At 57.4% G+C, this 19,476-nt stretch carries 21 protein-coding genes; 8 read left to right on the top strand and 13 right to left on the bottom strand.

The window, feature by feature from the left end:
- Together BCF46_RS19755 and topA are read right to left on the bottom strand one after the other, a co-directional pair.
- Entirely contained in the window at nt 1-165 is a 165-nt protein-coding gene (locus BCF46_RS19755) for a hypothetical protein (protein ID WP_170157885.1), read from the bottom strand.
- Nucleotides 162-2,762, bottom strand: coding sequence for a type I DNA topoisomerase (topA, locus tag BCF46_RS07630; RefSeq protein WP_121023110.1), 2,601 nt, complete (start codon nt 2,760-2,762; stop codon nt 162-164). The genes BCF46_RS19755 and topA overlap by 4 nt, the downstream gene beginning before the upstream one ends.
- 207 nt (nt 2,763-2,969) lie before the next feature.
- Here topA and BCF46_RS07625 point away from each other — a divergent pair, with 207 nt between their 5' ends.
- Nucleotides 2,970-3,821 carry an alpha/beta fold hydrolase gene (locus tag BCF46_RS07625; protein WP_121023294.1) on the top strand — a complete coding sequence of 284 codons (852 nt, stop codon included), beginning with the start codon at nt 2,970-2,972 and terminating at the stop codon, nt 3,819-3,821.
- Here BCF46_RS07625 and BCF46_RS07620 read toward each other — a convergent pair.
- From BCF46_RS07620 to BCF46_RS07610, 3 genes are read right to left on the bottom strand one after another with little or no spacing between them, the layout of a single operon-like run.
- A complete protein-coding gene (locus BCF46_RS07620; RefSeq protein ID WP_121023109.1) occupies nt 3,818-4,891 on the bottom strand; it encodes a 5-(carboxyamino)imidazole ribonucleotide synthase in 1,074 nt (357 codons plus the stop codon). The genes BCF46_RS07625 and BCF46_RS07620 overlap by 4 nt on opposite strands.
- A complete protein-coding gene (gene purE / locus BCF46_RS07615; protein ID WP_121023108.1) occupies nt 4,884-5,378 on the bottom strand; it encodes a 5-(carboxyamino)imidazole ribonucleotide mutase in 495 nt (164 codons plus the stop codon). The genes BCF46_RS07620 and purE overlap by 8 nt, the downstream gene beginning before the upstream one ends.
- Nucleotides 5,379-5,435: 57 nt before the next feature.
- The gene (locus BCF46_RS07610) at nt 5,436-5,636 is read right to left on the bottom strand and encodes a YdcH family protein (protein ID WP_090214336.1); all 201 of its coding nucleotides are present in this window, start codon (nt 5,634-5,636) and stop codon (nt 5,436-5,438) included.
- A gap of 190 nt (nt 5,637-5,826) precedes the next feature.
- Between BCF46_RS07610 and BCF46_RS07605 the strand changes: the two genes are divergently transcribed.
- A complete protein-coding gene (locus tag BCF46_RS07605; protein WP_121023107.1) occupies nt 5,827-6,237 on the top strand; it encodes an Hsp20 family protein in 411 nt (136 codons plus the stop codon).
- A gap of 5 nt (nt 6,238-6,242) precedes the next feature.
- Nucleotides 6,243-6,473 carry a DUF1150 family protein gene (locus BCF46_RS07600; protein ID WP_121023106.1) on the top strand — a complete coding sequence of 77 codons (231 nt, stop codon included), beginning with the start codon at nt 6,243-6,245 and terminating at the stop codon, nt 6,471-6,473.
- Nucleotides 6,474-6,546: 73 nt separating this feature from the next.
- On the opposite strand, the gene BCF46_RS07595 is transcribed toward BCF46_RS07600, so the two are convergent.
- Entirely contained in the window at nt 6,547-8,259 is a 1,713-nt protein-coding gene (locus BCF46_RS07595; RefSeq protein WP_121023105.1) for a bifunctional sulfate adenylyltransferase/adenylylsulfate kinase, read from the bottom strand.
- A gap of 132 nt (nt 8,260-8,391) precedes the next feature.
- Entirely contained in the window at nt 8,392-9,333 is a 942-nt protein-coding gene (gene trxB / locus BCF46_RS07590; protein ID WP_121023104.1) for a thioredoxin-disulfide reductase, read from the bottom strand.
- Between the two features lie 171 nt (nt 9,334-9,504).
- Between trxB and BCF46_RS07585 the strand changes: the two genes are divergently transcribed.
- The gene (locus tag BCF46_RS07585) at nt 9,505-10,005 is read left to right on the top strand and encodes an Lrp/AsnC family transcriptional regulator (RefSeq protein ID WP_121023103.1); all 501 of its coding nucleotides are present in this window, start codon (nt 9,505-9,507) and stop codon (nt 10,003-10,005) included.
- Here the strand turns inward: BCF46_RS07585 and BCF46_RS07580 are convergent.
- The gene (locus BCF46_RS07580) at nt 10,002-10,790 is read right to left on the bottom strand and encodes a Hint domain-containing protein (RefSeq protein WP_121023102.1); all 789 of its coding nucleotides are present in this window, start codon (nt 10,788-10,790) and stop codon (nt 10,002-10,004) included. The genes BCF46_RS07585 and BCF46_RS07580 overlap by 4 nt on opposite strands.
- A gap of 431 nt (nt 10,791-11,221) precedes the next feature.
- On the opposite strand from BCF46_RS07580, the gene BCF46_RS07575 reads away from it, so the two are divergent.
- Nucleotides 11,222-12,898: a tetratricopeptide repeat-containing sulfotransferase family protein gene (locus BCF46_RS07575; protein WP_121023101.1), complete on the top strand. Its 1,677-nt coding sequence runs from the start codon at nt 11,222-11,224 to the stop codon at nt 12,896-12,898.
- Nucleotides 12,899-12,993: 95 nt separating this feature from the next.
- On the opposite strand, the gene BCF46_RS07570 is transcribed toward BCF46_RS07575, so the two are convergent.
- From BCF46_RS07570 to lgt, 4 genes are all read right to left on the bottom strand, one after another.
- Nucleotides 12,994-13,329 (bottom strand): hypothetical protein, encoded by a 336-nt coding sequence (locus BCF46_RS07570; protein WP_170157884.1) that lies wholly within the window; start codon nt 13,327-13,329, stop codon nt 12,994-12,996.
- Nucleotides 13,330-13,532: 203 nt separating this feature from the next.
- The gene (pgeF, locus tag BCF46_RS07565; RefSeq protein WP_121023099.1) at nt 13,533-14,285 is read right to left on the bottom strand and encodes a peptidoglycan editing factor PgeF; all 753 of its coding nucleotides are present in this window, start codon (nt 14,283-14,285) and stop codon (nt 13,533-13,535) included.
- The gene (locus BCF46_RS07560; protein ID WP_121023098.1) at nt 14,282-15,346 is read right to left on the bottom strand and encodes a class I SAM-dependent methyltransferase; all 1,065 of its coding nucleotides are present in this window, start codon (nt 15,344-15,346) and stop codon (nt 14,282-14,284) included. The genes pgeF and BCF46_RS07560 overlap by 4 nt, the downstream gene beginning before the upstream one ends.
- A complete protein-coding gene (gene lgt / locus BCF46_RS07555; RefSeq protein WP_121023293.1) occupies nt 15,343-16,227 on the bottom strand; it encodes a prolipoprotein diacylglyceryl transferase in 885 nt (294 codons plus the stop codon). The genes BCF46_RS07560 and lgt overlap by 4 nt, the downstream gene beginning before the upstream one ends.
- A 92-nt stretch (nt 16,228-16,319) precedes the next feature.
- Between lgt and BCF46_RS07550 the strand changes: the two genes are divergently transcribed.
- Entirely contained in the window at nt 16,320-16,583 is a 264-nt protein-coding gene (locus BCF46_RS07550; protein WP_121023097.1) for an accessory factor UbiK family protein, read from the top strand.
- An 11-nt stretch (nt 16,584-16,594) separates the two neighbouring features.
- Here BCF46_RS07550 and BCF46_RS07545 read toward each other — a convergent pair whose 3' ends face one another.
- Complete coding sequence (locus BCF46_RS07545; protein WP_121023096.1) at nt 16,595-17,755, bottom strand: iron-containing alcohol dehydrogenase; 1,161 nt, start codon at nt 17,753-17,755, stop codon at nt 16,595-16,597.
- Nucleotides 17,756-17,878: 123 nt separating this feature from the next.
- On the opposite strand from BCF46_RS07545, the gene BCF46_RS07540 reads away from it, so the two are divergent.
- The gene (locus BCF46_RS07540) at nt 17,879-18,667 is read left to right on the top strand and encodes a transporter substrate-binding domain-containing protein (RefSeq protein WP_121023095.1); all 789 of its coding nucleotides are present in this window, start codon (nt 17,879-17,881) and stop codon (nt 18,665-18,667) included.
- A gap of 7 nt (nt 18,668-18,674) precedes the next feature.
- Complete coding sequence (locus BCF46_RS07535) at nt 18,675-19,472, top strand: amino acid ABC transporter permease (RefSeq protein WP_425454415.1); 798 nt, start codon at nt 18,675-18,677, stop codon at nt 19,470-19,472.
- The last annotated feature ends 4 nt before the right edge of the window (nt 19,473-19,476 follow it).

The following is a 19,476-nucleotide window of genomic DNA, read 5'->3' as shown; positions in this document are numbered from 1 at the left end:
CTATGTCGGCCACACGTGGCGCAAATTCAAGGTCTGCGGGGCGATAGCGTCCATCGTGGGGCGCTCTAACAAGGCAGTGTGCGGGGCAGGGCGTGATTTCGCCCAAACCAGCAACCCGACCAGCACGCAAAAGACTGCCAGCAAAAGCAGCAGCCCCTTGGTCATTTTTTCGCGGCCGGTTTTTTCTTCGCAGCGGCTTTCTTCTTCGCAGGGGCCTTCTTCTTGGCTGGCGCCTTGCGCTTTTTGCCGCCCTTGGACTGCTTCTCGACGATCAACTGGATCGCTTGATCCACAGTCAGATCGTCTGGAGCAATGTCTTTAGGGACGGTGGCATTCACTTTTTCCCATTTCACGTAAGGCCCGTATTTGCCTTCCATGATGGAAATTGCACCGCCCTCGTCAGGGTGTTCACCCATATCGCGAAGGGTTTTGGCTGCCGCACCGCGACCGCCACGAGAGGCGACTTTTTCGGCCAGCAATTGCACCGCGCGGTTCATGCCGACATCGAAGACTTCTTCGAGGCTTTCGAGATTGGCGTTGGTGCCACCGCGATCTGACGTGCTTTCAGCGTGTTTGATATACGGCCCATAGCGGCCAATATTGGCCCAGACATTCACCCCGTCTTCAGGGTGCGGCCCGATCAGGCGCGGCAGGGACAGCAAGCGCACGGCCTGCGCAAGGTCGATGTCTTCTGGCGGCCATTCTTTGGGGATCGACTGGCGGTTTGGCTTTTTGTTCTCTTCGGTTACCTCGCCACGCTGGGCGTAGGGGCCAAAGCGGCCTTTGTGAATCCAGATCTTGTCGCCGTCATCCTCGCCCAGCAACTTGCCTTCGGGGGGAATGGCGCTGGCTTCCAGCTCCGCATTGGGCGGGCCGAAGGGGCGGGTGTATTTGCACTCGGGGTATCTGGAGCAGCCGATGAATGCGCCGCCGGAACGCGCGGTGCGCATTGACAAACGACCTTCGCCGCAGTTCGGGCATAGGCGCGGATCGGTGCCTTCCTCGTTCGGTGGGAAGATGTGCGGGGCCAGCACGTCGTTGATCTTTTCCAGCACTTCGGTGATGGACAGGTCCAGCGCCTCGGCAATCGCGACCGAGAAGTCGCGCCAGAAGCGTTCAAGCACGTTCTTGTAGTTCCGCTCGCCTGCGGAGACGTCGTCGAGTTCTTCCTCAAGTGCTGCGGTGAAATCGTATTCCACATATTTGCTGAAGAAGTTGGACAGGAAGACCGTCACCAAACGCCCCTTATCCTCGGGGATCAGGCGGTTCTTCTCTTTGACCACGTAATCGCGGTCTTGGATCGTGGTCACAATCGACGCGTAGGTCGACGGGCGGCCAATGCCCAGTTCTTCCATGCGCTTGACCAAGGTCGCCTCTGTGTAGCGGGGGGGCGGTTGGGTGAAGTGTTGCTCTGGTGTGACCGACTTCTTGGGTGCCGCTTCGCCTTCGCTGATCTGCGGCAGCGACTTGTCGTCATCGTCGATGACAGCGTCGTCGCGGCCTTCTTCGTAGACCTTGAGGAAGCCGTCGAAAATCATCACCTGACCGGACGCGCGCAATTCAACCTGACCGTCGCCAGAGCCGATCAGGACGGTCGTCCGTTCCAGTTTGGCGGCGGCCATTTGCGAGGCGATGGTGCGCTTGTAGATCAGGTCATAGAGCTTGCGCTGATCCGCATCCATGATCTTCAAGCTCTCGGTATCCGCCGACAACACGGTCGGGCGGATACATTCGTGGGCCTCTTGCGCGTTCTTGGCTTTGTTTTTGTACATGCGCGGCTCTGACGGGACGTATTTGTCGCCAAACTTGTCCTTGATCGCGTCGCGGGCGGCGTGGACCGCTTCTGGCGCCATGTCGATGCCATCGGTCCGCATATAGGTGATGTGGCCGGCCTCATAGAGACGCTGTGCTGCGCTCATGGTTTGCCGTGCGCCCATGCCGAACTTGCGGCTGGCTTCCTGCTGCAAGGTGGAGGTCATGAACGGCGCGGACGGGTTGCGCGAGCCGGGCTTGGCCTCGACGCTGGTGACCTTCAGATCACGCGAATTTACGGCGGCGACGGCCAGCTCGGCGGCGGTGTCGTTGGCGATGTCGAACTTGTCGAGCTTTTTGCCTGCGAGCACGGTCAGGCGGGCCTCATATTCCTGCCCGCGCGAATTGGCGAGCATAGCTTTAACGGTCCAGTATTCCTGAGCGTTGAACTTCTCGATCTCCATCTCGCGGTCGACGATCAGGCGCAGGCACACCGATTGCACGCGGCCCGCGGATTTCGCACCCGGCAGGCGGCGCCACAATACGGGCGATAGTTTGAAGCCCACCAGATAGTCCAGCGCGCGGCGGGCCAGATAGGCGTCCACCAAAGGCTGGTCCACCTTGCGCGGGTTTTTCATCGCCTCGGTGACGGCGGTTTTGGTGATGGCGTTGAAAACGACGCGGCTGACGGGGGTGTCCTTTTTGATCACCTTGCGCTTGCGCAGGGTCTCTTCAAGGTGCCACGAAATCGCTTCGCCTTCGCGGTCGGGGTCGGTTGCGAGAATCAGGTTGTTGTCGTCTTTCAGCGCGTCGGCGATGGCTTTGACGTGTTTTTTGGAATCGCTGGCGACTTCCCACAACATGTCGAAATCATTGTCGGGATCGACGGAGCCGTCCTTTGGCGGAAGGTCACGGACGTGGCCGTAAGAGGCAAGCACCGTGTAGTCGGGGCCGAGATATTTGTTGATTGTCTTAGCCTTTGCGGGCGACTCGACGACAACTACGGGCATATCTGCCTCTCCTTAAACGACTACTTCGATCAGCGGTTACATGTGGTCGCGACGTAAGGCTTGTCAACAGGAGCATGTTCGATTGGCGGTTGTCTTGGCGGGTTTCACGCCTCAAATACGGGGAAAATTCCTATCTCGTGCTCAAATGACGCAACATTGTAACAAAGCCTTGGTGTATCGGGATATGCAAAGGACTATATGACACTCATGAGATCGCTCGCCCTCCTTTGTCTGCTGTTTCCGTCTGCCGCTATGGCAGATTGTGTTGTGCTGTTGCACGGGCTTGCGCGAAGCAACTTCTCACTGTCGGTAATGGAGCAAAGCCTTCAGGCAAGCGGCTTCCAAACGGTTAACCCGTCCTATCCATCCACGACCGAAACGATCAAGGATCTGGCGAACGAGACGATTCCGGCGGCGATTGCTGAATGTGACAGTAATACTCCGGTTCATTTTGTTACGCATTCCATGGGCGGTATCCTTGTTCGAGCATGGCTCAAGGAGAACGATCTGCCCAGTTTGGGGCGGGTGGTCATGCTTGCCCCGCCAAACAAAGGGTCCGAGCTTGTGGACCAGTTGAGTTCGTGGGAGCCGTTTGAATGGGTGAACGGCCCTGCGGGCGCGCAGCTTCATACGGGGCCGGATTCGTTGCCAAATACACTGGGGCCGGTTGATTTTCCGTTGGGTGTTATTGCGGGGACGCAAACGCTTAACCCGTTTTATTCAGTTCTGATCGACGGGCCTGATGATGGCAAAGTATCGGTCGAAAGCACCAAGATCGAGGGGATGAGTGACCACATGGTTTTCCCTGTCACACATACTTTCATGATGAATGCCCCGATGGTTGTGGCGGAAACCATCAAGTTCTTGGAAGAAGGTAAATTCGACAGAGACCTGACTTTGACCGATGTGGTCACCGGCGTTGCTGAAGGCGTCGGAGAGACCGTTTCACAGGTCGCCGAGGAGGTTGGCGATGCCGTGGTCGACGCGGCCAGCGATGTCGGAGACGCGGTGACAGAGACCGTTGAGCAGACCCTTGGGACCGAAAGCTCGGACAACTAGGTTTTCGGGCTGATCCGGTTGATATGGCCCATCTTGCGCCCCGTCTTGGCGTCGGCTTTGCCGTAGAGGTGCAAGGCGACGGCTGGGTCGGCGGAAAGCTCCGGCACTTTGTCCATATCCGCGCCGATCAGGTTTTCCATCACAACATCTGCATGTCTGCTGCCATCACCCAGCGGCCAGCCCGCGACGGCGCGTATATGCTGCTCGAACTGGTCAATGACGCATCCGTTTTGCGTCCAGTGTCCGGAATTGTGCACGCGAGGGGCGATCTCGTTGACGATCAGGCCCGCTGGGGTGACGAATAGCTCGACCCCCAAAACGCCCACGTAATCCAACGCATTCAATATGCGTCCCGCCATTAGAACCGCGTCAGTGCGCAAGGCAGCGGGCACGGATGCGGGAACCGTGGTTGTGTCGAGTATGCCGTCGCGATGCACGTTTTCGCCCGGGTCGAAACAGGCGACCTGACCGTCCGCAGCGCGCGCACCAATGACGGAAATCTCGCAGGAGAAATCTACGAAGCCTTCCAACACCGCGCTGGCCCCGTTCATGGCCGCGAACGCTGCATCCGCATCGCCCGCGTCACGCAAGCGTGCTTGGCCTTTTCCGTCATAGCCCAAGGTGCGGGTCTTCAGGATTGACGGCGCGCCAACTTCGGCCACCGCTTTGTGCATATCTTCGAGCGTATCGACGGCCATGAAGGGCGCGACGTTCAGGCCGATCTCTTGCAGGAAAGCCTTCTCGTTCATGCGGTCTTGGCTAATCGTCAAGGCGCGCCGGTTCGGGCGGACTTCGCACAGGGCCTCTAGCTGATCGAGTGCTGAGGTGGGGATGTTCTCGAATTCGTATGTGATGACATCGACCGCTTCGCCAAATTTGCGCAGGGCTTCGGTGTCATCATAGGACGCTTGGAAATGGTAGTTCGCCACATGTGAGGCAGGACAGTCGCCGCCCGGCTCGAAAACGCAGGTTTTGAACCCAAGCCGCGACGCGGCAACCGACAGCATCCGGCCCAACTGGCCACCGCCCAGAATTCCGATGGTTGCGCCTGTGGGCAGGGGCTTAGTCATTGCTAGGCTCCTGCGGTATGGAGGCCGACAGGTCAGCGCGCCATTTGTCCAAACGCGCGGCCAGATCGCTGTCTTGTAGAGCCAGAATACCAGCGGCCATCAGGCCCGCATTTGCAGCTCCGGCAGCGCCGATGGCCATTGTCGCCACAGGATAGCCGCGCGGCATTTGCAGGATTGAGTAAAGGCTGTCTACGCCAGAGAGGGCTTTGGTTTGAACCGGAACGCCGATCACCGGAATGCGGGTCTTGGACGCCATCATTCCGGGCAAGTGCGCGGCACCACCAGCGCCTGCAATAATCACCTGGAAACCCCGATCAACGGCGGTTTTGCCGTAGTCCCAGAGCCGGTCGGGTGTGCGATGGGCGGATACGATTTTGGCTTCGTAAGGGATACCAAGCGCATCAAGCATATCGGCGGCTTCCTTCATGGTGGGCCAGTCGGACTGGCTGCCCATGATAATACCAACGGGGATGGGTGCTTGTGTCATGATGGGACCGCTCTCAGGATGCCGGATGGAAGCCGCCCTTATAACGGCTGGCGCTGCTCACGCAATAATATCTGGGGTAAGCTCGTCGTCGAGGGCCGCGATGCGGTCCTTCAGCGACAGTTTTTGCTTTTTCAGCCGACGAAGTGTCAGCTGATCGGGCGCCGACTTTTCCTGCAATGCTGCAATAGCCTCGTCCAGATCACGATGCTCTCGTTTGAGGACTTCGAGCTTCACGCGAAGAACATCGTTCTTGCTCATGTTTTCGGATGATTTCACGGGCTTAGTGCTCTTTGCTGAGGTCATCTGCAATGTGGGGGTGTGCGCGCTTGCTGTCCAGTGTTTCGCGCATATCGCTCTTGATTCATCGACAAACAGCCCCCATTTTATTCTTATGGCTGCTTTCGGGGGCCATACTTCGCAAAGTCGCTTAAACATCTAGGACTGTGCCATGACGAAATTGACCTTGGGGTCGTACCCTTTTTTGCTGGGCTTTGACCAGTTGGAACGGCTGGTAGAACGCACCGCCAAATCCGAGAACGGCTATCCGCCGTTCAATATCGAACAATCCGCAGACAACGCTTACCGCATTACGCTTGCGGTCGCCGGGTTCGGCGAAGATGACCTGTCGATCACCGTCGAAGACCGCCAGCTGATCGTGCGGGGCAGGCAGGCTGATGCAGATGATGAGCGAATTTTCCTGCATCGCGGGATTGCTGCACGACAATTTCAAAAGGCATTCGTGCTGGCAGATGGTGTCGAAGTTGCTGGCGCCGCAACCGAGAATGGGCTGCTTCACGTCGATCTGAAACGGGCCGTGCCCGATACAATCGTGCAAACCATCAAGATCAATAAAGGATAATCGTCATGGACACACAAGTTGACCTGAAAACTTTGGGCGGCACCGACCGGATCGTTTACGTACGCCCTGTCGATTTCGCGGATTTGCCGGAAGAAGTGCAATCCGAGATGTCGGGCGTTGATCAGCTTTATGCGGTTCATGCGCCAGACGGGGAGCGCCTTGCTTTGGTGAAGGATCGCGAAATGGCCTTCATGCTGGCGCGCCAAAATGACTTTTCGCCGGTGACCGTTCACTGAGTATGAGTATTCCCAAGTCGAAACTAAAAAGGGCTCCCAATCGGGAGCCCGTTTCAATTGTGAACTATGCAGATTAGCCTTTGATCAGGCCCATCGACTCCAGCTTCAGGATCACCTGATGCGCGCAGTTGTCGACATCGACATTCTCGGTTTCAACGCTCAGTTCTGGGTCTACGGGAACGTCATATGGATCAGAGATACCGGTGAATTCCTTGATCTTGCCTTCGCGCGCCAGCTTGTAGAGCCCCTTGCGGTCACGGCGTTCGCATTCTTCGATAGAAGTCGCGACGTGGACTTCGATGAAGGCCCCGAAGGCTTCAATGTCCTCGCGCACGGCACGACGTGTCGTAGCATAAGGCGCGATTGGCGCACAGATTGCGATGCCGCCGTTCTTGGTGATCTCGGAGGCCACGTAGCCGATGCGGCGGATGTTGAGGTCGCGGTGCTCTTTCGAGAAGCCCAACTCGGATGACAGGTTCTTACGAACGATATCGCCATCCAGCAGCGTGACCGGGCGGCCACCCATTTCCATCAGTTTGACCATCAACGCATTCGCAATGGTAGATTTCCCGGAGCCGGAGAAACCGGTGAAGAACACGGTGAAGCCCTGGTTCGCGCGTGGCGGGCGAGACTTGCGAAGCTCTTCGACAACTTGTGGGAAGGAGAACCATTCCGGGATTTCCAGGCCTTCTGCCAAACGGCGCCGCAACTCGGTGCCCGAGATGTTTAGAACCGTCACGTTCTCTTTGTCAGCAATCTCGTCGTTGGGCTCGTACTGGGCGCGTTCTTGCACATAGACCATGTGCTTAAAGTCGACCATTTCGATGCCCATCTCTTCTTGATGTTCGCGGAACAGGTCTTGTGCGTCGTAGGGGCCATAGAAATCTTCGCCGGCAGAGTTTGATCCGGGCCCCGCGTGGTCGCGGCCAACAATGAAATGTGTGCAGCCGTGGTTCTTGCGGATCAGGCCATGCCAAACTGCTTCGCGTGGGCCAGCCATACGCATGGCGAGGTTCAGCAAGCTCATAGAGGTCGTAGATGCCGGATATTGATCCAACACGGCCTCGTAGCAACGAACGCGCGTAAAGTGATCAATGTCACCGGGTTTGGTCAGGCCCACAACCGGGTGAATCAGCAGGTTGGCTTGTGCCTCTTTAGCGGCGCGGAAGGTCAGTTCCTGATGCGCACGGTGCAGTGGATTGCGAGTCTGGAAGGCCACAACCTTGCGCCAGCCCATTTTGCGGAAATATGCGCGTAATTCGTTGGGCGTATCGCGGCGTGCACGGAAATCATAGTGTACGGGTTGCTGGATGCCGGTGATCGGGCCGCCGAGGTAGATTTTGCCAGCTTGGTTATGCAGGTAGTTGACGGCAGGGTGCGCGCTGTCGTCAGCGCCAAAGACCTTCTCAGCTTCGCGCGCTTTGTTTGGTTCCCATTTGTCGGTGACCGACATCATGGCAAGGATCACGCCCTCTTGGTCGCGCAGTGCGATGTCCTGCCCCACTTCGATGGAGTTTGCGAAATCATCGCCCACGTCCAGAGTGATCGGCATTGGCCAGAGTTCGCCCGAGGACAGGCGCATGTTTTCGACGACGCCGTTATAGTCGTCTTCGGTCAAGAAGCCCTTTAGCGGATTGAAGCCGCCATTCATCAACAACTCGAGGTCGCAAATCTGGCGGGGCGTCAGGTCCCATGACACCAACGCGCCGGCCTCATGCTTTAGTTTTTGAGCGCTGTCATATGATACGAATAGCTCAGGGATTGGTGCCAAGTTGGTAGGTTGCATGTCTTAAACTCTCTTTTAACTCACAAGTGACGTCCCCCCACCAAACGTCAATGGAAGTGCGTTTAGCGCTCATGTCCGACCACTATCAAGTGTTATAGTAAATCACAGGGGAAACGCGGCAGAAAAGCCGCGCTATTCGTTCTCGGCTAGAAAACGCTCGGCTTCCAAGGCGGCCATGCAGCCCATACCTGCGCTGGTGACAGCTTGGCGGTATTTGTGGTCGGTTAAGTCGCCTGCCGCAAATATTCCCGGAATTGACGTCTCGGTGCTGTCAGGCTTGGTGACGACGTAGCCACCCATATGGGTTTCCAGAACATCTTTGACCAACTCGTTCGACGGCGCGTGGCCAATGGCGACGAACACGCCTTTGCAGGGGATTTCGGAAATCTCGCCGGTCTTGGTGTGTTTGACTTTGACACCTTCAACGCTGAGCGGCGCCTCGGTGCCTGTCACTTCAACTAGCTCATGGAACCATAGCGGTTCAATCTTGGGGTTTTTTTCCAGCCGGTTGATTAGAATTTTCTCGGCGCGCAGCTCGTCGCGGCGGTGGATCAGCGTTACCTTGGACGCAAAATTGGTTAGGAACAGAGCTTCCTCGACTGCGGTGTTCCCACCCCCGATTACCACAATCTCCTGCCCGCGATAAAAGAAGCCGTCGCATGTGGCGCAGGCTGAAACGCCGAACCCCTTGAATTTTTCTTCGCTTTCTAGCCCAAGCCACTTCGCCCGTGCGCCGGTCGCGAGGATTACAGCATCCGCCGTATAGAGCGTTCCGCTGTCGCCTGTCGCCTTGAAGGGGCGCGACGTTGTATCGAGATTAGTGATGATGTCGCTGATGACTTCGCAGCCCATCGCCTTGGCGTGGTCCTGCATCCGAACCATCAAGTCTGGACCCTGAACTTCGGTGTCGCCGGGCCAGTTTTCAACTTCTGTGGTTGTTGTGAGCTGGCCGCCAGGTTCGATGCCCTGCACCAGGATGGGCTCCAACATCGCGCGAGATGCGTAAACACCCGCCGTGTACCCTGCTGGGCCGGAGCCAATGATCAAAGCTTTGGTGTGGCGCGTGGCAGACATTGCAGAATCCTTCGGCAAATATTGTGGTCAGCCCGATATAATTGCGGTGGGCAGCAAGCGAAAGGGGGGGAACTTGCATTTGCAGATCATTTAATATGTTGCGCAAGCTTGAAATATTATTGCGCGTGAGGTGTCTGAGGGGTAAGACAAATCAAAACAAGGGAGTCGGTCATGGCCGTTTCGAAACTCGACGAAATAGATCGCAAGATTCTGGCCGAACTTCAGGCTGATGGCCGTATGACCAATGTCGAATTGGCAAAGCGCGTGGGGATATCCGCGCCGCCCTGTTTACGCCGTGTGCGCACTCTGGAAGAGTCGGGATATATTCGAGGTTACCATGCAGACGTGGAAGGTCGGGCCTTAGGATTTGAAGTCAAAGTCTTCGCGATGGTGGGACTGCAAAGCCAAGCGGAGGCGGACCTATCGGCTTTCGAACAGCGCTGCCGAAACTGGCCGCTGGTCCGCGAATGCCACATGCTGAATGGTGAAGTGGACTTCATTCTGAAATGCGTGGCACCGGATTTGAGCAGCTTCCAGAGCTTCTTGACCGAAGAATTGACGTCAGCTGAAAACGTGGCGAGCGTGAAGACATCTTTGGTCATTCGGGTCGCAAAGGATGATCCCGGAGTGCCGTTCGAGGTTGTCGAAGAGCGGTTGTCGCAGATTTCCTAACTGCCCTCGCGCAGGGCACGCACTTCAAATGTCGTTAACCGATTGATCAATTGCGGGCCGAAGAAATCCAATCCCCGTGCTTGCGGGAACAGGCGCAGCAGAGAATATTTCATCTCCTCGTCTATCAAGGCCTCGGTATGTGGGCCGGGGTGAAAGCTCTCCAACTCAATCCCATTTACCTTGATGGTCGCCTGACGATCGAAGCCAAGGTTGAAAACCGCAATAGGTGACGCCGGTTGCACGGAAAATATGGTCTCTCCATCCTCGAATGCGCGCACGGGGGCAAAGGCCAAGTCCACGCCAAACAATGCTCGGCATTTTGCGTGCCGGAACAGAATGTGGGCACGCGGCGCTAGCAGAAGATCCGGCGATGGCTTTGCCAAGCCAAAGGCATCCGATGTTACGCGAAACAAAGCCCCACGATCTGCGGTTTGCGCTTCTCTAAGGGACATCTCGTAGGACCCGATCCATTGAAGTGGAATGGGGCCGTATTCCGACGTCGAAATCATCATGCCGGGCGAGAGATCTTCCACTGCGACGGGGCCGTTCGCGGTGCTGACAATGGCACCGCGCGCCATGCTGGCGCAGGCGCTTTCAATTACCGGAAGGGCGGGAGCGACGACGGTGTCGTACCGTTCTTCGCCGTCAGGGGTAAGCCACGCGATGTTGTAGGGACGTGCCATAGCGCGGGTGCGCGGTCTGGCGGCAGTGCGATAGGCTACAGACTGTCCTGCACCAAGTTGCGACGGCACAAGATGCGAGGGGACATTGGGTGAATAGGTCATGCGTCGTCCCTGTTCAGGTCTGGGCGTGACTGCGTCGGTCCCCACCGGCGCGCAGAATTGCTGGTTAACATTATGCCAACAATGGCCGTCTTCGTGCCTCAAAGTCAATTTTTTGCACCTAGTCGTTGCACCACTAAAGACAATGCCGGGGCATACTGCTTCACCGTTTCCGTCGGTGCCGCGACGTTTGCCACAATTCAAATTTCAACATGGCCGAATCGGATCGCAATAATTTGGTCGTTACGAGCAAAACTCGAGTATAATCCTGCCGACGTGCACAGGTCAGCTAACCGGCAAGGATCACGCCCTAACGGCCCCTCCAAAGTGCAGGCGTAACGCCGGGTTTGATGCAAGGTGTTGCTTGGCGAGACTGGATATATGAGGTGGCTGATGCTAGCAGATCATTGGATTGAGCAGGAAGACTTGAAGTCATGGCAACACTAAGCAACCACCAGATCAAAGATCTTTTTGCGAAGGCACGGCACGCTCAGGAAAAAGGCCGGCTGGATGAGGCCGAGAAGGGCTACAAGCGGCTGTTGAAGAGTGCGCCACAATTGGCCGAGGTCAGTTTCAACCTTGCAGAGATATACGCCCGTCGTGGGAAAGTTGCCGAGGCGGCGGCCCGCTTCGAAGCGGCGTTGAAGCTGCGCCCAACTGAGCCTGCGATTTGGGTGAGTTATCTCAACATGGCGAGCAACCACCCAAACCCAAAGAATTTTGACCTGCTGCGCAAGCGCGCTCAGCCGGTGCTGGGAAAAACTCCTGTTTTCGCATTCTTTGAGGGACTTGCGGCAATTCGCGATGAGAAATGGAAGGATGCGGCGGCGTTTTTCCGGTCAGCAATAGATGGCGGGTTCCGGCAGGTTCGTGTTTTTGCTGAATATGGTGCCGCGCTAGTCAGCCTGATGCAGTTCGACCTTGCGATGGAGCAGTTTGATAAGGGCCTCGCACTGGCCCCTAACAACGAGACAATTCTATTTCGTAAGGCGGGTTTGTTGCAGTCCATGGGGCGGATCGACGAGGCGCGTGCCATCGTGCAACGTGCAATAGACATCGCCCCAAATGTGGGAAGGCACTACGCGCTATACGCGTCTGTGACCAAAATGAAGGCTGATGATCCCAATATTCCGAAGATGAAGACGGCATTGAAGTCGAAGCGTGTCGGCGACAAGGACATTCCTGCGCTTGGATATGCACTGGCTAAGGCAATGGAAGACTGCGGCCAGTTTGGCCGTGTGTTTGGCTATCTCAACCAGGCAAATGCCGCACTTGCCAAGGCTTATCCCTATGATGTCCCAAGCGTCAAAGCGAGTGCTGCGCGCATTCGCGACTTGTTTGAGCGCTTCAAGGATCTAGACGGCCCTGTCAGTGATGCGTCGCCGATATTCGTCACAGGTGCGCCACGCTCGGGCACCACGTTGGTCGAACAGATATTGGCGTCTCATTCGATGGTTCAAGGCGGTGGCGAACTGGGTATCGTGCAACCGAAATTCGCGGACCTCATTGTTACGCCGGAGAGCGAATGGAAAGACGACGGCCTTGAGCTTTTAACCAAATGCGCGGCCGCCGCTGATGAATTTGAAGCAGAATTGAAAGAACTTTTCCCTGATGCGCCGATGGTGACTGACAAGTCGATTTCCAGTTACGCGACCATGGGGTTCTTGGCCAAGGTGATGCCAAAGGCGCGTTTCGTGGTGGTGCGTCGGGATCCTCGCGACAACGCCTTGTCGATCTACAAGAACCAGTTTCGCGATGGCCTGCATCGGTATGCAAACAACTTAGAGCATATTGCCGTTTTCCTTGGGCAATTTGAGGAAATGGTGGAGTTTTGGCGGGTCCAGTTGCCAGGATCATTCCATGAGATTAAGTACGAAGGCTTGATTGCTGATCCAGAAGCACAATCACGTGGGCTTGTCGAAGCCGTCGGGCTGGAGTGGGAGGATGCGTGTTTGTCGTTCTACGAAACCAAGCGAGAAGTCCGCACACTCTCCGCCACACAGGTGCGCCAGCCGATGTATTCGTCGTCGGTCGGTGCTTGGAAAAAGTTTGAAAGGGATATGGAGCCTTTTTTAAACGCTTACGAGGCCACAAAATCGGGCGACGCATAGCAATATATGCGGCGCAATTGATTTCGATATTCGGGTGGAAGGGGTTCGTGCGCCCATGAATTCAGCTGAGTTGCACGACCCTAAATTTGGTAAGATTAAGACACAGCAATCCGACGAGGCAAACGCGCGCTGCGAGAAACAACTCGGGTCTCCGGCATCGCGTCATGCAAAATTGTCGCCAAATCGGGAGTTTCGTTTGTCAAACGTGACTTCCAGTTTGGTCGCGTTCCACGCGCCCACGGTAGTGTGACATCAGTACGCGCGCTGTCTGCCAGCACCCAAGTCATCCAGCGGTTGTTCTTGCCCATGTCTTGCTCCGTCTCGGTTTGTCGGGGCACCGCGGCGTGATCGCTGCTTTCCGGCCCCATCAGATGAATTCGTGTCCCGGTGAGGGACAGGAGCAATTCACCATGCCAATGGGGCATCAGCATGTCGTGCAGCAAGTTTTCTAAGATTTCGTTGGAGATAATTGTGGCGTAACACGACGGCAAAGCAAAGCACGGCGAAGGCCAATAGTTCAAAGGAAATTGAGATAAGCAGCTGCATGACCTGAGTCGTAGCAGCCGAAGTTTAAGGCGTGATTAAGGCGATGCTTTGCCTTGCCATCGTCAGGATTGACGAAACAAACGACGATCTAAAGCCGGATTGTCGAGATTAGGCGCCCATAGTCTGCTTCTTTTTGATGAACGCTGCGCCGATAGGAATAGAACCGCGTCGGATCTGAATATGAGCAATGCCGTATCCATTCCGCGTGTACCCCTGCAGAACGTAACCGGTGTAGCCCATAGCCCGGCAAATCAAATTGCATCTTATCGCCATTGCCGTTGGCGAAGAAGCGCGCGTTGTCTGGGTTCTCGTCATAGAAGCGATCAAAGTATTCTGGTCCAACCTCGTAAGCTGCTTGGCTTATGCATGGCCCGATGACCGCTTGAATATTTTCGCGCGTAGCACCCAACTCCACCATCGCGTCAATGGTGTTTTCCAAAACGCCACCGATGGCCCCACCCCAACCGGCATGAGCCGCGCCAATCACTCCCGCTTGTGCATCACAAAATAGCACAGGCTGGCAGTCGGCAGTCAGTATTCCAAGCGCAATGCCTTCGGTCGCGCACACCATTCCGTCGGCTTTAGGTTTTTCGGCGAGTGGCCCGTCAACCACCACGACATCAGCCGAGTGGCATTGATGGACCGACACCAATTGGTCGGGTTCGACTTGCATCGCCTGCGCCACGCGTCTGCGGTTGGTCAGCACGGCTTCGGTTTGGTCAGACGATCCTTGCCCGCAGTTCAGCCCCTCAAATACACCAGAGGAGGCGCCGCCTTTGCGTGTGAAAAAGCCGTGCCGCAACGGGGCAAGGCTGTCTGCTGTGAGAATCTCCAGTGTCATGTCGAACTCGCAAGGTCAAAACCTGGGGGTAGGGCCGCACCGCGTGGGGTAATCGCGATTGCCTTGAACAGCGTCCCCATTTCTGCGGGATGCGTCAAGCGCCGATGCGCAGCGATGTGTTGGTCGAGCGCCTCACCTTGCAGATGTTGCCCCAAGGCTTGTGCGCGTGTGGTGATGCCCAAGCGTTCCAACAGCACCCCCTGCGGCGTCATCGGGCTGACTTGGCAGGACGCGGCGGCGCTGGACAGGGCCTCGAAGTCAACATGGGCCGTCAGGTCAGATTGTCCGGGGTTGGCCAGCGGGTCTACGGGCGCATGATCCTCCAACGCTTGGAAGGTGTCGCCCAACGAGCGCCAGTCGCCATAGTCGATTATGATCCCTGCGCCGCCATCCGAAATTCTTGCGGCGATTTCGGTCATGATGGGTGCGGCGGAGGGGCAAACCTCCACAACATCCCCGACGCCGGTATCTGCGAGCCGATCGGACAGGGCATCGACGCGGGTGTCTTCGGTCAACCCGAATGCCAACGCTTCGTTTAGCAGCCCGACACGGCGTTCGGACCAGCCTTTGTGGTCACGCACGAATTGGCGGATAGGAAGCGCGTCGAAAAATTCGTTGGCGATGAGCAGGACCGGACCATCCGGCAATGCGGAGGCGTGATCGACCCAGTCTACATCCATCCCTGCCAGTGCCTCTGCTTGGACGCTGCGCAGATGTGCGCTTGCCTCGACCAATACAACTTTGCGCGGGAAGTTCGGAATGCGGGCGGTGGCACGCAAGACGTCTTTCATCAGTGTTCCACGGCCCGGACCAAGCTCCGCCAGATAGGCATCGGGTTGCCCTTGATCCATCCAAGCTTGTGCGAGGCATAGCCCAAGCAGCTCGCCAAACATCTGGCTGACTTCAGGGGCCGTGATGAAGTCGCCAGAGACACCAAAGGGGTCTCGCGTTGCGTAGTATCCGTGGTCGGGGTGCAGCAAGCAGGTCTGCATGTAGTCGGCCAAACTCATCGGGCCGTCTGTCGCGATTTGCCGCGCCAGCAGGTCGCGCAAGGGACTCACGGGCGTTTTGCCCGCGCGATCAGGGCCACACCCAGCAAGATCATCGGGATAGACAGAAGCTGTCCCATCGTTAGTCCGTAGCCACCGATATGCCACGCCAGCCCCAGCGGGTTGCCGTCGCTGACGAATTGCGCGTCCGGCTGGCGGAAGAATTCGACGAAGCCGCGCGCCAAGCCATACCCGGTAAGAAATACGCCGATCATGGCACCCGGTCGCATGAGCCAGCCGCGACGGTAGGCGAGCCACAGCATCACCACCGCAAGGACCAAGCCTTCTAGACCGGCTTCATACAATTGCGACGGGTGACGGGCACATATCCCTACAACATCGGGACAATCTTGCGCCGCTTGACCGGGGAACGCGAAGGCCCACGGCACATCGGTCGGGCGGCCCCAAAGCTCTGCGTTGATGAAGTTCGCGATCCGCCCCAACATCAATCCGATGGGGGCGGATACAGCTACGGCATCGCCGACGCGCATCGCAGACAGCTTGTGTTTCCAGCAATAGAGCAATCCTGCGGCGACCACGCCAAGGAAGCCGCCGTGGAAGGACATGCCGCCCTCCCAAACTTTCAGGATCTCGGCTGGATTGGAGAGGTAGTAACCGGGACTGTAGAAAATCACATAGCCCAATCGACCACCCAGAACGACACCGAGGATAATCCATGTCAACAAGTCTTCGGGTTGCTCTTTGGTCATCGGCGCGCCATCTGCCCCCCAAAGAGCGGGGCGTTTCACCAACCCGACCACGATGCGCCACGCTATGACCAGACCGGCGATGTAGGCCAGCGCATACCAGCGCAGCGAGAAGGCAAAATCGCCCAATTCGATCGTAAAAATCTCGGGCGCGATCTCGGGGAAGGGCAGGGCAAATATTGTCATGGCCGTTTGGTGCGCTGAGGCTGCGACGAAGTCAACCTTGTGCGCGGCTGCAACCCGACCCATATAGAGGCCAATGACGAAGGAGTGACCAGATGCAGACCCGCAACAAGTTTTTTGACGACATGTCGCAACTGATGACCAATGCAATGGGCGTCGCGCAGGGCGCCAAGGGCGAGGCCGACAATGCTATCAAAGGCATGATGGACCGTTGGCTGGCGGATCGTGATTTCGTGACCCGTGACGAATTCGAGGCAGTCCGCCTCATGGCGCAGAAAGCCCGCGAAGAGAACGAAGCTTTAAAAGCGCGCCTCGATGCGCTTGAGACGAAGAAGAAGCCTGCCGCCAAGAAATCCTGAGGCCGCCCGCGTTACCAGATGTCTTGATACAACCGCACTATTTCCTCAGCCGTCGGAACGCGGGGGTTGTTTTGCGGCGAGCCGGAGGCCAAGGCCTGCTCGGCCATGATCTGCAGAGTGTCGAAGTATCGCTGCTCGTCCAGCCCTTGCTTTGATGGCGCGGGAACGCGCAAATCATCGTTCAGCCGACGCAATCCTTCGACCAGCTTGCCGCAAGCCACTGCATCACTGTCGCTGCTCGTGGCCATCTCCATCACCCGTGCGCAATCGGCATATCGCGATTGCGCGTGAGTAACAGAGAATTCCGTGACTGCGGGCAGAAGCATCGCATTGGACAAGCCGTGCGCCACATGGAAATGCGCCCCGATGGGGCGGCTCATCCCGTGAACCAACGCAACTGACGCGTTCGAGAACGCCATCCCCGCCTGAGACGCCGCCAACATCAATCCCTCGCGCGCCTTGGTGTTGGAGCCGTCCATACACGCTGCCCGTACATGCTTGGCGATCAGTGGCATCGCCGACAGGGCGAAGGCGTCGGTATAGGCGAAGGCACGGCGCGAGACGTAGGCCTCCATCGCGTGTGTGAGGCTGTCGACCGCCGTATCCGCCGTAATCCGCCACGGTTTTGTGATTGTGAATTCCCAATCAATGATCGCTGCTGTGGCGACCGCCGCCAACCCAGACAGGTTATATTTCTCGGTCTTCACCGTGTCGGTGATCACACACCAGCGCGTCAATTCCGAGCCTGTGCCGCCAGTGGTCGGGATTAAAATCGTCGGTGGCCCGCATCTGTCGATCTGCGTCGGGGCCTTGTAGTCTCGCACGTGACCGGGATTGACCGACATGAACGATATGGCCTTCGCCGTATCCATCGGGGAGCCGCCGCCCAGTCCTATCACACAATCGTAGTCGCCGGCGCGCAGGACCGCCAAGCCTTCGTCCAAACAAGCGTCTGTAGGGTCTTCAATCACGCCGTCGAAAACTCCATAAGCGATGCCAGCCGTATCCAAGACATTGGTCACCTTGGCGACGTGTCCTATCTCGACCAAATTTTGATCCGTCACGATCAACGGCTTTGACAACCCAAGTTGAATGAGCACTTCGGCAGTCTCAGCCGCGACGCCGCCACCGATCCGAATGATGCGGGGGGATTGAACGCGTCCTATGGTCATCTAGGTTTCCTCCAAAGCCTGAATGAAACGTGTCCTGCCACACGTAAAGATGCAAGCCGCCTTGCCATTCCCCGCGCGGGTCACTTAGGGTCACGAGGTCCAACCAAACAGGGAACCTGACCCATGCTTCGTTTTGCCGCCGCGGCGCTCGCCGCCTTCACCGCCACTGCCGCCATCGCCGACGGGCATCTGCCTGATCTGAACGGCAAGGAAGTCGTCGTCGTGACCGAAAACGCCTACCCGCCGTTGCAATTCATCGAGCCGGGCACCGGCAATCCCATCGGGTGGGAATATGACGCCATGGCGGAGATCGCCAAGCGCATCAACATCACCGTCGTTTATGAAAACAGCAGCTGGGACGCGATGATCCCTGCCGTGTCGCAAGGCCAGTACGACCTTGGCATGACCGGCATCACCATCCGCGACGACCGCAAGGAAAAGGTCGACTTTTCCGACAAATACATGACCTCCGCCATGCTTATGCTGGTGCGCGGCGATGAGGAGCGGTTCAGTGACGCGGCCTCTTTCGCGGCGGACGAAGACCTGCTGATGGCGGCGCAACCCGGCACGACACCCTTCTATGTGGGCGTCTATGACGTGCTTGACGGCAACGAGGAAAACCCGCGCATCATCAAGTTCGAGACCTTCGGGGCAGGCGTTCAAGCCCTGCGCACGGGCGACGTTGATCTGGTGCTGACCGACAGCACCGCAGGCTATGGCTACGCTTCCGCGTCCGAGGGAAAGTTGAAGATCGTCGGCGAAAAACTCGGCACCGAGGATTTCGGTTTCATCTTCCCCAAAGGCTCCGACCTGGTCGAACCGATCAACGCCGCCATTGCGGATATGGACAAGGACGGCACGCTCGAAGCCCTGAACAAGAAGTGGTTCCTGGACTACAAACTCGGCGGCTAAAACGGTCGTGCTGGGGCCAGTAAAGCAATCCGACGACTTCCCCTATTGGCTGGTGCTGCTAGGGGGCGTCGTCGCTTATCTCGGCTATCAGGTGGTGGCCGACGATCTCTATGCGCAGGTGCTCGGCACGTTGTCCAAGGGCATCAAGATCACCGTGATCGTGACGCTGGTCGGCTTCGCGCTTGCCTCCGCGCTGGGACTGCTGCTGGCGCTGATGTCGACCTCGCGCAGCATCATTATCCGTCAAATCGCACGCCTCTATATCGAGGTCGTGCGCGGCATTCCAATCATCGTCCTGTTGCTCTATACGGCCTTCGTCGTCGCCCCCGCGCTGGTGGCGTTGGCAAACTGGGTGCTAGCCTTCTTCGACGCAGAGCTGATGCGCACCCGTCACTTCCCACTGCTCTGGCGCGCCACACTGGCGCTCGCCATCGGCTATTCCGCCTTCATCGCCGAGGTGTTTCGCGCCGGTTTGCAATCCGTCGACCATGGCCAGATCGAGGCCGCGCATACGTTGGGCCTTAACCGCTGGCAGCGCTTCCGGTATATCGTATTTCCACAAGCGATCCGCACGATCCTACCCCCTTTAGGGAACGATTTCGTTGCGATGGTAAAGGACTCCAGCCTCGTTTCGGTTCTGGGAGTGGGCGACATAACCCAGTTGGGCAAGGTCACCGCCGCCGGCAATTTCCGCTATTTCGAGACCTACAACGTCGTCGCCCTGATCTACCTGACATTGACCGTGTCCCTGTCCCTGCTTTTACGCCGGTTCGAGCGGCACATGCGCCAACCCACCCACGATTGATTGC

Origin of the sequence: Litoreibacter meonggei (assembly GCF_003663885.1) — a bacterium.
In the GTDB taxonomy this organism is placed as follows: Bacteria; Pseudomonadota; Alphaproteobacteria; order Rhodobacterales; family Rhodobacteraceae; genus Litoreibacter; species Litoreibacter meonggei.
Note: the sequence above shows the minus strand (reverse complement) of the source record. Positions and strands in the feature narration are given on the sequence as shown.